The organism is Litoribacter ruber, from assembly GCF_018449405.1.
Lineage (GTDB): Bacteria > Bacteroidota > Bacteroidia > Cytophagales > Cyclobacteriaceae > Litoribacter > Litoribacter ruber.
In genome coordinates this window covers 48,888-62,410 of sequence record NZ_JAHCMY010000004.1, presented here as the reverse complement: position 1 = coordinate 62,410, position 13,523 = coordinate 48,888, and the positions used below count along the sequence as shown (strand labels likewise).

General features: G+C 43.5%; 11 protein-coding genes. 3 read left to right on the top strand and 8 right to left on the bottom strand.

Annotated features, from left to right (window positions below; all coding sequences use genetic code 11):
* Positions 1 to 76 precede the first annotated feature (76 nt).
* Positions 77 to 2,203 carry a DNA helicase RecQ gene (gene recQ, locus KI659_RS09095; RefSeq protein WP_213945036.1) on the top strand — a complete coding sequence of 709 codons (2,127 nt, stop codon included), beginning with the start codon at positions 77 to 79 and terminating at the stop codon, positions 2,201 to 2,203.
* Here the strand turns inward: recQ and KI659_RS09090 are convergent.
* The 3 genes from KI659_RS09090 to KI659_RS09080 form a co-directional block, all read right to left on the bottom strand.
* Positions 2,200 to 3,114, bottom strand: coding sequence for a glutaminase (locus tag KI659_RS09090; RefSeq protein ID WP_213945035.1), 915 nt, complete (start codon positions 3,112 to 3,114; stop codon positions 2,200 to 2,202). The genes recQ and KI659_RS09090 overlap by 4 nt on opposite strands.
* Before the next feature lie 276 nt (positions 3,115 to 3,390).
* Positions 3,391 to 4,248, bottom strand: coding sequence for a pirin family protein (locus KI659_RS09085; RefSeq protein ID WP_213945034.1), 858 nt, complete (start codon positions 4,246 to 4,248; stop codon positions 3,391 to 3,393).
* A 57-nt stretch (positions 4,249 to 4,305) separates the two neighbouring features.
* A complete protein-coding gene (locus KI659_RS09080) occupies positions 4,306 to 5,301 on the bottom strand; it encodes an acyl-ACP desaturase (RefSeq protein ID WP_213945033.1) in 996 nt (331 codons plus the stop codon).
* A gap of 361 nt (positions 5,302 to 5,662) precedes the next feature.
* Here KI659_RS09080 and KI659_RS09075 point away from each other — a divergent pair, with 361 nt between their 5' ends.
* On the top strand, positions 5,663 to 6,877 hold the full coding sequence (locus KI659_RS09075) for a dipeptidase (RefSeq protein WP_394369781.1): 1,215 nt from the start codon (positions 5,663 to 5,665) through the stop codon (positions 6,875 to 6,877).
* A 92-nt stretch (positions 6,878 to 6,969) separates the two neighbouring features.
* On the top strand, positions 6,970 to 7,191 hold the full coding sequence (locus KI659_RS09070) for a hypothetical protein (RefSeq protein WP_213945031.1): 222 nt from the start codon (positions 6,970 to 6,972) through the stop codon (positions 7,189 to 7,191).
* Positions 7,192 to 7,329: 138 nt separating this feature from the next.
* Here KI659_RS09070 and KI659_RS09065 read toward each other — a convergent pair whose 3' ends face one another.
* The 5 genes from KI659_RS09065 to KI659_RS09045 form a co-directional block, all read right to left on the bottom strand.
* Positions 7,330 to 8,889 carry a S8 family peptidase gene (locus tag KI659_RS09065; protein WP_213945030.1) on the bottom strand — a complete coding sequence of 520 codons (1,560 nt, stop codon included), beginning with the start codon at positions 8,887 to 8,889 and terminating at the stop codon, positions 7,330 to 7,332.
* A gap of 299 nt (positions 8,890 to 9,188) precedes the next feature.
* Positions 9,189 to 10,766: a M1 family metallopeptidase gene (locus KI659_RS09060; RefSeq protein ID WP_213945029.1), complete on the bottom strand. Its 1,578-nt coding sequence runs from the start codon at positions 10,764 to 10,766 to the stop codon at positions 9,189 to 9,191.
* A 43-nt stretch (positions 10,767 to 10,809) separates the two neighbouring features.
* On the bottom strand, positions 10,810 to 11,619 hold the full coding sequence (locus KI659_RS09055; protein ID WP_213945028.1) for a glycerophosphodiester phosphodiesterase family protein: 810 nt from the start codon (positions 11,617 to 11,619) through the stop codon (positions 10,810 to 10,812).
* A gap of 12 nt (positions 11,620 to 11,631) precedes the next feature.
* Complete coding sequence (locus tag KI659_RS09050) at positions 11,632 to 12,072, bottom strand: UPF0158 family protein (RefSeq protein ID WP_213945027.1); 441 nt, start codon at positions 12,070 to 12,072, stop codon at positions 11,632 to 11,634.
* Positions 12,073 to 12,161: 89 nt separating this feature from the next.
* Positions 12,162 to 13,508 carry a DUF2254 domain-containing protein gene (locus KI659_RS09045; protein ID WP_213945026.1) on the bottom strand — a complete coding sequence of 449 codons (1,347 nt, stop codon included), beginning with the start codon at positions 13,506 to 13,508 and terminating at the stop codon, positions 12,162 to 12,164.
* Positions 13,509 to 13,523: the final 15 nt, after the last annotated feature.

Here is a 13,523-nt window from a genome sequence, read left to right as displayed (position 1 = left end):
TTACTTTTTAGATTGTATTTCCCTCAGTCAATTTGATTTTTGTAGATTTGTAATTCAAGCACCTGTCTGTTTTTCTATGAACTCTCCTATTGAAGTACTTAAAGGCTTTTTTGGCTATAATCAATTCCGTGGCAACCAGGAAGCCATTATCAAATCGGTGATGGACAAGAAGGACACCATTGTCCTCATGCCTACCGGTGGAGGAAAGTCAGTCTGCTACCAAGTGCCGGCCATGGTTTTGGAAGGGTTTACTCTTGTAATAAGTCCTTTGATTGCTTTGATGAAAGATCAGGTGGATGCGCTTAACGCCAATGGCATCCCCGCTGCATTTTTGAACAGTACCCAGAGCCAAAGTGAGCAGCGATACATTCTTCAGGAAGTGGAACAAGGAAAGATCAAGCTGGTGTATGTAGCGCCGGAAAGACTATTTTCCCCATCTTCACCCTTGTCGGATTTTTTGCAAAACAGCAAACTTTCCTTGGTGGCTGTCGATGAGTCCCACTGCGTGTCCCAATGGGGGCATGATTTCCGTCCAGAATATCTCAAGATAGGTGAACTCAGGAAGCTTCTGCCTAACATCCCATTCATAGCCCTCACTGCCACAGCGGATAAACTTACCCGTAAGGATATTGCGCTTAACCTAGGCCTGAAGGATCCCCAATGGTTTATCTCTTCTTTTGACAGATCCAACATCACCTATAGGGTGGAGCCCAAGCGGAATTCTTTCGAAAGGTTGCTAGAGTTCTTGGAAGAACAGCAGGGGAATAGCGGGATCATTTACTGCCTTTCCAGAAAGAATGTGGAGGAGACCGCCGAAAAACTCCAGATGGTTGGGCTTTCTGCTTTGCCCTATCACGCAGGATTGCCCAGAGAAGTCCGGGAGAAGAACCAGGAACAGTTTATCAAGGATGAAACCAAGATCATGGTGGCTACCATCGCTTTCGGGATGGGGATAGATAAGTCCAACGTGAGGTTTGTAGTTCATATGAACCTGCCCCAAAACATTGAAGGCTATTATCAAGAAACTGGTAGAGCAGGAAGGGATGGGTTGCCCAGTGAGGCTTTACTTTTCTTCAGCGTGGCTGATTCCATTACACTTGAGCGCATGCTCGAGAAAGCCGACAATCCCGACTATGTGGCTATCATGAAAGGGAAACTTGCCAAAATGAGAAATTTTGGAATGAGCAGAACTTGTCGTAGGAAGTATTTGATGAATTATTTCGGGGAGGATTTTACCGATAATTGTGGCAATTGTGACATTTGTTTTAGCCAGGGGAATGCTCGGGACATGACTGTGTCTTCACAGATGCTGTTGTCCGCCATAGTAAGGTTGCAGGAGTCTTTTGGGCTTGGGTACACCATTCTTATTTTGAGAGGGTCAAAGTCTGCTAAAATAAGAGAGGAGCATACCAAATTGTCTGTGTATGGGATTGGCAAGGACCAGACAGAAGATTATTGGAAAACTCTGGGGGAAAAGTTGATGAAGGAGGGCTATATAGCCGAGGCCGGAAGCCAGTTCCCGACTCTTAAATTAACCACCATGGCTTGGGACAAACTCAAAAAGAAAGAGAAAATATTCTTGCCAATGGAGGCGCCTGTCAAGGTTTCCAGAGAAGTTGCATATAATAAGGAGTTGTTTGAAGCCTTAAAAGAGGTGAGGTTCGAATTAGCCAGAAAGGAAAATGTGCCTCCGCATATTGTGTTTTCTGATACCACGCTAGTTGATATGGCTACCTATTGCCCCAATACCAAGGAAAGACTTTTGGATATGACTGGTGTTGGTGAGGTAAAGGCTGACCGTTATGGGACCGACTTTTTGGAAGTCATAAAACGGTTTATCAAAACCCATAAGTTAAAAGTCAGGATGAAGCTGACAACTAGCAAGAGTGCTGTCAAAAAAGCAGTAAGTACGGGTGTGTCGGATACAGAATGGTTGACCTACAAATACTTGCAGGAAGGTATGAATACCTATCAAATCGCCGATAAACGCGAGATGAAAGTCAATACTATTGAAAGTCACTTGGTAAATTTGGTGAAAAACGGTAAAGTGGATGCTGAAAAGTTTGTCTCAAAGGATGACATCACAAGCATTCGGGTATTTTATAGAAGGCTTGAGGAAAAGCGCCTCAAGCCTGTCAAAGAACATTTTGGGGACAGGTTCAGCTATTGTCAAATCAAGCTCGCCCTGGCCCATGAGAATTAGAAAAGGGAGAATTTTAGTTTTGTAGTTAGCGATTCCAGGGCTTTCATAGCTTTGAGGCTATTTCCCTTATCGTTGAGCTGGGGGCTGAATGCTGCGACACTAAATTTGTTTGGCATCACGGCTGCCACGCCTCCGCCTACACCACTTTTTCCCGGCATACCCACTCTGAATGCAAACTCCCCGGATTCATCATAAAACCCACAGGTCAGCATCAGGGCATTTACCCTTTGGGTGTGCCTTTTGGTCAGGATGCTGCGGTCAGCAAAAATGCAATGACCATCATTGGCCAAAAAGTTAAACGACCTGGCCAAGTCGATACAGTTCATTTCAAGAGAACAATGGTAAGTATATACATCCAAAACCCTGTCTATGCCGTTGTTAAAATTTTTATGCGCGCGTAGAAAGTGGGCCAAGGCCATGTTTCGGTCAGAATGGTCTAATTCCGATGTGTGGACTATGGGGTTGACCTTTACAGACTTATGGCCAGTAATTTCATTGATAAATTTGATGATGTCCTTTTCAGGGTCTTTAAATTTTGAAACCAAAGCATCTGTGATTACCAGGGCCCCGGCATTGATGAATGGGTTTCTGGGAATTCCTTTTTCATATTCCAGCTGTGCCACAGAGTTGAATGGGTTGCCGCTGGGTTCCACATTTACGCGGTGCCAGAGCTTGCTCTTGAAAACATGGAAAACCATGGTAAGGGTGTGAACTTTGGAAATACTTTGGATAGAAAATTCCTTCCGATAATCCCCTGCGCCGTAAACATTCCCTTCTAAATCCACCAATGCGATACCAAATAAATCGGGGTCTATATCAGCCAGTTGGGGAATATAATCAGCCACTTTACCTTTCAGTTTTAATTTTGATACCTCGTGGTAAACTTCATCTATTAATTCTTGATAATCCATAAAAAGTTAGCCTTGCTATATAATAAATTATGCTTAATATCTTATATGAAATAGATAATTCCCTACTTTTCAGAAGGTTTAATATTTTACCTATTCGAAATTGTACTTTGTCAACAAAAAAAAGTCAAAAAATACCCCTAATTGGGTATTTCAAAAAAGTTGGTTCACTTCTATCTTTACGTAGGGTGATTAAGCAACTTTTTCCGCTTTACTATTTTTGAGAAACTATAAAGGAGGTATTTTTTGATAACTTTTTCTACCTCCTTTTCTTTTTTCTTAATCAACCCAATGGCCAAATTTGCCTTGCTGGTAATCTTGGTAAGCCTGCATGATTTCCTGCTGTGAGTTCATTACAAATGGCCCTTGCGCCACTATGGGTTCCATAAAAGGCTTGGCGTGTCCCAATATAATAACGGCGTCCTCACTGGCGCTCACTTCCAAGGTACCATCTTGATTGGCAAATTCCACTAGATTCCTAAATCCCACCTCAGTTCCATTTACATTAACCGTGCCCCTCACTACATAAAAAAAGATATTTTCACTGCTAGGCACTTCCTTAGTAAATTTCCCCCCTTCATTCATATGTATTGTGCTCAAGAAAATGGGATTTAAAGTTTCAAACGCTCCCTTTTCCCCATTCCATTCTCCTGCTATTAGCTGGATGGTGACCTTTTCATCCTCAGGGTAAGTGAAAGTGTTTATTTCTTCTTTCTGTAGTCCGATGTATTTTGGGGCAGTCATTTTATGTTTTGCGGGAAGGTTGACCCATAGTTGAAGGATCTCCAGCGGGCCGCCTTCTTTTTTGAATTGATCGCTGCTGACTTCCGCATGGATCAACCCCTTTCCGGCGGTCATCCATTGTACACCCCCAGCCTCTATTACCGATTCGTGTCCTGAGGAGTCCTTATGTGATATATCACCTTCCAATATAAAGGTGACTGTTTCCATACCCCTATGTGGGTGGGGGCCAAATGGGAGGCCATTGTTTCCCTTAGCGTAGGTCTGATGACCGTGGTGATTTAAAAATAGGAAAGGATCCAAATATTGAAGCCTTTGTGTGGGCATGGGGCTGTAAGTGATTAAGTCCGCAATAGGACGAAATTCCCCGGGATGAATTTGTTTGATCGTTTTCATGGGTTCATAAAATATGCATAAAAAAAAGCTTGAAGGTTATTCAAGCTTTTCAGTTTCTTATTTAAGCCAAGCTAGGCTGATTTCGTCTGGGGTTTTCATTCGATCTGCTAGCCTCATGTATCTGGAAGAAAGTCCGGATAAATAATCTTGGGCTTTAGCCGCTACATCGTTGAGTCCGGTTACGTTCTCTACATCCCACAGCTTCACTAGGTGATCGATTATTCTGGCGTAATCCCAGCCGGTATACACCCCGATTTTTTGGGTGATGGCCGAAAACTGACTGAAAAGAGTTGGATTGTTTCCACCTTCACCCATAAGAACTGCAGGCATCACAATTTGTTTTTTCATCATTTTCTCAAAGGCAACCATCGCACCATTGGGGTCGATTTCAAAGATCCTGCTCATGAAAGACTTATAGGCCTTCTCATGACGGGCTTCATCACCGGCAATGGTTTTGCAAATCCTGGAAAGCACATCATCACCGGCCTTAGTGGCTAGTTTTCCGGTATTCACGTGGGATACCTTGGTGGCTCTTTCCTGAAAAGAAGTATAGATAATGGCCTGATAAGGATCTTTTTCAGATCTTGGATCAAAACCGTTATAGATTAGTCTGTGGATCGTTTGCTCTACCGCTTTCATGTCTGCACGGCCAGAAAGGTAAAGGTATTTGTTGAGCAGGTCGCCATGGCGGTTTTCCTCAGCCGTCCAGGCTTTGGACCATCTTACCCAGCCTCTTTCGCTTAAAAGGCTTCCCTCAGGATTGATGCCTTCCAAAAGGTTGAAGTAAGTCTGGTAACTCGGAAGGGCCTCCTCGGTGATCATGTTGCCAATCAGGGAAGTGATTACCGTGTCAGGGATGCCGGCCGCTCTTTCCTGCAGGGCTTTCACCTGGTCGAGGGCATCAGGCTCGGTCATGTTAGGAAGGAAATCGGTGGGCTGCCAGCAATCGTCTGGATCTACCAACACGCTGTCGACAGTCTCGCCTACAAGATCATCAAGTTGGCTGATGACCTCCATGTTTTTTTCTAATTCGTGGTTTGTTATTGCTTTCATGGTACTTTATATTCCTATTCTAAAAGAAAATTTCCAGTCTTTCAAATGTAGGATTACACTAGCAGAACGGGAGGATTCAGTTATTTTGGGCATGGTTAGGCCCGTATAAACAGCAAGTTAAGGATAATCCTGTAAAGCTCAATATGGAAAACCCGTTTAATCTTTTCAGTTTCCTCTTGGATTTTGTTAATTTATCCACATTTTTTAACAAACCCAACCATTCTAGGGGCTACTTGACCGTTTGTAGATAATCGTTTCCTGTTATGGAAAGTTTGTGCTACATTCCTTTTTAGACTAAAATCTAACCTAATCCATTACTATGAAAGCATTGAAGTATATCGGGATGGCTTTGGCCTTCCCCATGATGTTTGCCTGCCAGCAGTCAGATGTGCAGCAGGATACCGATTATCAATCCATGAGCGATGAGGAAAGGCTGGAGGCTGCCCGCTCCATGGCCCAGGAATTTATCATGGTTGATGGGCACGTGGATTTGCCTTACAGAATGAAGGTGGGAGGGTTTACCCTGCAGCGTGAAATGTTGGACGTATCGGAAAGAACCGATGGGGGGAATTTTGACTACCCAAGAGCCAAAGAAGGGGGACTTGATGCTCCCTTTATGTCGATTTACATTCCGGCAAGTTATCAGGAAAGGGGCGGGGCAAAAGCATTTGCTGATTCCCTGATTCTGATGACCGAGAGGATAGCCGACACCTGGCCTGACAAATATGCCATGGCCTACAGCCCTAGTGATATCGAGTCTAATTTTGAGAAGGGACTTATTTCCCTGCCTATGGGGATGGAAAACGGAGCCCCTATAGAGGACAAGCTTGAAAATGTAGCCTATTTCCACGAAAGAGGAATCCGCTATGTGACCCTCACCCATGGAAAAGACAACTTAATTGGAGATTCCTCTTATGATGATACCAAAACGCATGGTGGTCTTAGTGAATTTGGCAAAGAGGTAGTAAAAGAAATGAACCGCGTGGGTATCATGGTAGATATTTCGCACGTTTCGGATGATACTTTTTATGATGTCATGGAATTGACAAGCGTTCCCGTAATTGCCTCCCATTCCTCTGCAAGAAAGTTTACCCCAGGGTTTGAAAGAAACATGGATGATGATATGATCAAAAAACTGGCTGAAAATGACGGTGTGATCATGATCAATTTTGGAGGAAGCTTCATAGACGGGGATTACCAGCAGAAGACAGGTGAAGTGAGGGAGCATATTGTGAACTGGTTGGCCGAAAATGAATTGAGCAGAAATGATCCCGAAGCCCAAAAGTACATCTCTGAATACTCGGCCAAGCACAACCCTTTTCCGGATGTGCAAAAAGTAGCCGACCACATTGACCACGTGGTATCCTTGGTGGGGATCAACCATGTTGGACTGGGTTCGGATTTTGACGGAGTGGGGGATTCTTTACCCACAGGGCTCAAAGATGTCTCTATGTATCCAAACCTTTTCGCGGAATTGTTGAAAAGAGGGTATAGCAAAGAAGACATCGAGAAAATCTGCAGCACCAATGTGTTTAGGGTTTGGAGAGCCGTGGAGGACTTCGCATCCAAAAGCTAAAAAATCTGTAAAAAATCCTTTGCCGAAATACTCCCTCTTGGTATAATTTATGTATTTTACTACTGGCTATTTTTCAGTAAAATACAGTTGCCATGAGGGAGTATTTCCTTTTACATCCGGACTATTTCGTGGCTATTATCATTTGTTTGGTAATAGTGCTGAGAATAGTCATGCTGATAGTCAAAGGAGGCTATGGGGATGATGATGACAAAGGTGATGACGGGGACGAAGGAGAAGACGGCGACCCAGTACTTGACCTGCCGCCGGGTATCGACCTGCCCATTGAGGAGGATGAATTGATTATTCGGGGTTGACAATAAGGTGGCTCAAAAAAATAAAAAGCCTTCGGTTAGATTAACCGAAGGCTTTAATTTTCTTAGACCATTTAAACAGCCCAAGGAGTGTGTTTTAAATCAAAAGCTTTTTGTTATTTGAGTTAGATCTGAATTTGATTAGTTTACTCCAGTTGCTTTCGCTGCATTTACAAATCCATGGCCATAGAATTCATCATTGCCAGGTTTTCCCAAGTCAGTGGAAGATTGCCTTAATCTTGCGTTTACCTGGGCTGGGGTCATGTGACCTCCGTTTGCCTCCATCATCAACGCTACAACCCCAGCTGCAGCAGGGGAAGCCATAGATGTGCCTTGAGCCCAACCATAATTTCCATCAGTGCTTCCTCTAATGGTACTAAAAACTTGGTCAAAGACAGCGCAGGTCTGCGTAGAGGAACGCGTTGTTCCGATCAAAGTACATGGGGAGAAGTCGCCATCTACAATGGCAAAACCTGCTGTGCCTCCCGGAGCAGCGAAATCTACTAATGATTTACCAAAATCTGAATAATACGCAGGATCAGAAAAATTTGTGCTACCTAATACCCAACCTCTTGGTCCAGTTGAACTAATGGACAGTACAAATTGGTTTTGTGCAGGAAGTTTAAACAATTCCTTTGCAACATCATGGTTTGTTGCACCATTCCCAGCCGAGGCAATAACTGTTACCCCGTTTTGATTAGCGTATCGGGTAGCTCTATCGTAGATTTTCTGTAATTCCCGAAAGAAATCCCTAAAACCAGGTTCTTGCCAATTGTCTCTATAGTTAATAGATGCGCCTAAGCTCATATTGATAATTTGTGCACCTCCTCCACCTTGTGATAGTGGAGTAGCTGCATAAAGAATGCCTTCTAGAATCCACTCAAATGCACCAGATCCACTATGAAGTGATTTAACTCCAATAATTGTAGCCTTTGGTGCAATGCCAACAATACCAAAACCGGAAGCAGCAACTATGCCTGCCACGTGTGTGCCATGCCAAAATGTCCCTGTATCCTGATTAAACTGAAATCCTGGTACTGTTGAAGTAGAACTGTTCATGTCTAAATTTGGCGCCAAATCTATATGTGAGGAATGAAAGCCTCCATCAATTACGGCCACTCTTACTCCTTCTCCGGTAATTCCGGCATCCCATGCTTGTGGAGCATCTATAGATGAAGGCGCCCATTGAAATCCATCAAATATAGCATCGGCATAGTTAAAAGCATTTCCAGAAGAATTGATGCTTGAACCGGAACCTTCTAAAGCCATGTCAAAATCACTTATCTCCGGCTCTTCAGTGTACTTCAAGATTATATCTGGTGTCACCGACTCTATGCCATTTATACGGCTTGCTTTCAAAAAGAAGTCTTCTGATCGGCCAACAGCAACAGCCACTCCAATTTCAGGAAAGGTTTTTACTATTTCCCCTCCAGCATCCTTAATTCTTTGGTTTAAGTTATTTGGCAAATTTGAATTTCTTGCTATAATCAAATATCTTCCCGTAAAATCTCCCTCTCTTAAATTAGCGAAGTCGGTCATTTCGGTCAATTCTTTTAGATTAAATTGACTCATTAATGCCTCTTCATCCATCAAGGATTCCTGAACAGGGTCAACTTGCATTAAGTCACTATTGCACCCAACTAATAAAAAGCTGAGTAGAGCGACCAAAGGTAAAAATTTGGTGTTTTTGAAATTTTTCATTTTAAATTCTCTTTTTGTGTGGAATAAAAGTGTGAGTAAAAATTAAATTGTTTAATAAAGAGTTAAAATAGGTTTGATTGGGTCAAAAAAGCTCTAGACCAAATTGTCTATTAGATTTAAAACGCTTCTAAAATAATTATTAAATTTTAAATTTTGCTATTTTGACTAAAAATAATGCATAAATTTCTTCGCTTAGTCATTAAAATGAGTTTTAAGGGGTGATTAGGGGGTGTAAGTAGTCTAATGCCAAGTATCGACCTGCCCATCGAGGAGGATGAATTGATTATCCGAGGTTAATCCTATTTTTTGAGCAAGTACCACCCTTTTGGATCCACTTCAGGAGCCTGCTTGCTACGGATGGTGGTGGGCTTTTTGGAAAGTTCGACCGTTTTGATGCCCTCATCCGTTTGCACTTCCACCGGCATCTTGAAATCTATATTGTCCAAGCTGACATGGTATGCTCCTTTGCCTTTCTTTTTCACTTTCACCACAGGCAGGTCGGTGGTGTATAGATAGAGGTCAAAAAATGCTCGAAGGCTCTTTTCACTATAAGTTTCCATAAATTCAATCACTGCATCCGTGGTAGTCCTGTTTTGGTAGATAAAGCGCTCGTCGTTGGCTAGGGCTTTCAACATTGGAAAGAAGAGCTCATCCCCGACAAAAAACCTTAAGCTGTGAAGTATATAAGCCCCTTTGGTGTAAATTTCGGGATGGTAGGCTTCTTCGGCTGTGAGATTGGTGCCTTTTACAATTGGCTGGCTGTTGGGGATATCCTTTCTGACTGAACGTACTTTCTGCTGATAGGCTTCCTCTCCGCCGTGTTTGAGGTAAAAAAGCCAGTCTCCATAAGCGGTGAAGCCCTCATGGATCCAGAAATCGGCCCAATCTCTCACACTGACTTTATTTCCCCACCACTCGTGGCCAAGCTCATGGTGTAGCAGCCAATCATAAAACTCATCCCCCATGGGCACAAATTGAAAATTGTTGCCATACCCATTGATAGTCTGATGTTCCATGCCCAGGTAAGGCGTTTCCACTACAGCGACTTTATCATCTGGAAAAGGGAATTCACCAAAATAATACTCATGGGTGCGAGTGCTATTCTCCAAAACTTTCAAGAGCATAGGAGCCTGGGATTTATTTTCCTCCAACACATAAACTTCCATCTGAATGGGATTTCCATCTATGGAAGCATACTCCTTACTTTCCTTGTGAAATTTGCCAAGGGTGAAATTGATGTTATAATTATTGATGGGGTAGCTGCTGGTCCAGTGATACGTGGTTTTTCTTTCAGCTTCCTCTTGTTGGGTTAACCGGCCGTTAGAGGCGATGAAGTAGGGGGAGGGGGCCGTGAGGTACAGGTCCACGCCATTTTTGGGCTCACTAGAAGGGTGGTCTTTGGCCGGCATGAAGATTTTTGCACCCTCATTTTGGCTAGACAAGCCCATCCAGTGGTTGCCGCTTTCATCTGTGGTCCAGGTAAATCCGCCTACCCAAGGTGGATTCGGAGCAATGGGCGTCTTGCCGCCATAAAATACGGTAACCTCCTCAGCGCAGCCGTCGGGGATATAAATATCCAAAATATCTTCTTGATGGGAAAAATCCACTTCTTTCTCGTAAACCAGAACCTTTGACACTTTATAATTATCAATCAGGTCCAGCCTAAGGGTGTCCAGTTTTCCAGGACAGGTGAATTTGATGGTATTGCTTCCGGCTATTTCCTGTGTTTCAGGGAAAAATTCCAGCTTCAGCGTATAGTGTTCCACTTCATATTTAGCCTGAAGAGGATCTGAGGGCCCACCCCAGGTCCATGAGTCTTGGGCGTGAAGGGTTTGGATAGATAGGAAAAGTATCAAGCAGGAAAGTAGCCTTTTCATAAAATGTCTTTTGTGAAAAGTTACGCATTTCCTTTCAAAACTGCTATTTCAAAATTGCCTCCTGCACCAAAAGAGGGTAGTCGCTTACGATTATGCTTGGTTTTCTTTGCTCATAAAACTCACGAAAAACCTGTAATCCTTCTTCATAGGCAGCCAAATCTAGCTCCCCCATGGTGTCGGTGACGATAGGTACGTCGGCTTCCAGCACCTTGTTGTAAAGCTCCAGATCAGCGGCCTTGTTAATGTATGCGATCATGTAGGAAGGGTCTGTCGCAAGTTCTTGGTAATAAGAGATATCTTCTTCAGAGGTGATCAGCACAGAGACATAATAGGGCTGATCATAATCAAAAGCCTCAGCGGCCCGCTCTCGGGAAAAGGTCAATATCATCACCTTTTCCATCATTTCAGCAGCCTTGACCGCATCCATGATAGCCTGGACAGGTGCTTCCTTGGCATCTAACATCAATAAGGCATCGTTCTCTTTTGCCCAATTTAATGCGTCTTTAAAGCTTGGAATGGACTCCTCAGTGTTTAGTAGCTTGCCTTGACGGAGTTCCTGTGCGGTTTTTTCCGAGATTTTACCTTGGAGATTGGTGGTGCGGTCCAGGGTTTTGTCATGCAAAATATACAGCTCCCCGTCCTTGGTCTCCATAATGTCTATCTCGTGCATTTTGATTCCAGCCTGGAGGGACTCTTCCATGCTGGAAAGGCTATTTTCAACCTTGTCGGGATGGATTACACCCCTGTGGCTGCAAATGATGGGGGTTGGCTCTGAGAGCAGTTCACGCAGAGTCTGCCCATACGCCTGGAAAGAAAGAAGCAGGAAAAGAACGGGGAACAGGTTTTTTAGCATCAGAGGGAGAAATTAGTTTTCCATGATGTTATGGCTGTCCAGCTGTTCCTGCACCCAGTCGATATATTTGGATAGCAGATATTCGTTCCATTTCGCCTTATATTGAGGGGAGTTTTCCAGCACCACGCGGAAACTGGAAGTGGCTTTAGTTTTGGCCAAGGCATTGAATAAATCCTCTTGCATGGAGCGTTCTTTGACATGGCGGTCGGCAAACTCCTCCATGATCAAACTCTCATGGTAAGGCTCCATTTTGACAAACTCCACGTAATTGTCCGGATCTTCTTCGATTTCGTCCAGAATATCCTCCTCCTCGGGCGTCAGGTCGTAGCTGAAATGGTCTTCATCGTCAGGCAAGGAGTAGATTTTCTTGGAATCAATTTCGTAGAAACAAATCAAACCTTTGATTAAGAATCCGGCGATTTTTTGTTTTTCTGGATTGGTAAGGGAAAGCATTACGTTTATTGGATGGGTTATTTTTCGGAAAATTAATCAGTTGGGAATAAATTTCAAACCAACTACTTGTAATTTAATTGTTATCTAACTTAATCGCCCTCAGAGGGGTCGTGGGGAGGTTGGTTTAATACCCTATTATACCTTTCCCGAAGGTCTTTCAAATCCTCTGGCTCGCTAAAGGAATCCTCACCGGCCCTCATGGCCATATGGGCATGTTTTAAGATGACTTCCTCTCGGTCTTTCATCTTTATAAATTTGTTGACTATACTCAAGCCCTCCATCAAACGTATCAAAACGGAAGGGTTTTCTTTTCCATATTGTCGCACTTGATTGAAGGCAGCATCTGCCATTCCTGAAAAGTCAAGGCATTTGACCACTAAGCGTAAACGGTCCCCTTCATCAAATCGGTATGGAGAAGGAAACTTTTTATCAGCCAGCTCACTCAGGTTCGATATCAACTTGTCCAAGGCGGTGATGGCGGTAAAGGGGTCGTTGATACCCGGGGAAAGGGCACGGGCAATCACTTCCACCAGCTGGTGGATGGCAAATTGGGCATCCTGCGTTGGGGTACGCGCATGGCTGATCACAAATGACTCTCGGATGCCATCGGCCTGCCCTTCTTCCAAAATCTTGTTGGCGTGAACCTGCACCAGCTCGCTTCCTTTTACAATCAGGTCCCCGGGGCGGAACTTCACTACCAGAATCAGGTCGTTTTTCTTTGCAAACTTGATCAGATCATTGCCATTAATCAACTGTAGGTAGCCACTTTCTTCCGCATACACAAAATCCTTATAGGGTATTTTTTGTATGTATTTATTGATAAAAGTCTCGTCCTGCTCGAGGTTCTCTTTCCCGATGCTGGTTGGGAATATATGGTTTAAGCTTTTATTTAATTTGTCGCTTACATCTGAGATAATATTATCCGCCTGAATAATCACAGCGATATGGTGGATGTAGGCGATAAGAAGGAAAATATTTGCCAAGGCAATGATTAAAGTGGCGATAATCGAAATGTTTGGAATAAACTCATCCGTAGAGCCATCCCCTTCTCTTACCACCCTCATAATCAGCAGGCAAAACATAAAAGTAGCAATATAAGCCCCGAGCACCGTTTGGTTCAACCGGTCATTCATGAAATTTCTCAGCAGCCTCGATCCATATTCCGAAGATGCCAGTGTTAGCGCCACCAAGGTGATCGAAAATACGATACTGGTAACATTCAGCATCGCTCCAGCAATCGTGGATAGAATGGCGCGGGCTGAATCCACGTCTTCCGTAATGATATAATCAAACAAGCCAAATGGCTCCATGGAATACTTACTGTCCACATGAATGAGGAAAAAGGCCAAAGCTATGGCCGTACTGACAATAAGGGCGGGTATAAACCAAAAACTTGTTTTGATCATTTCCCAGAAAAATATCAGTTTGGTTTTCATTACTGATTAGGTATA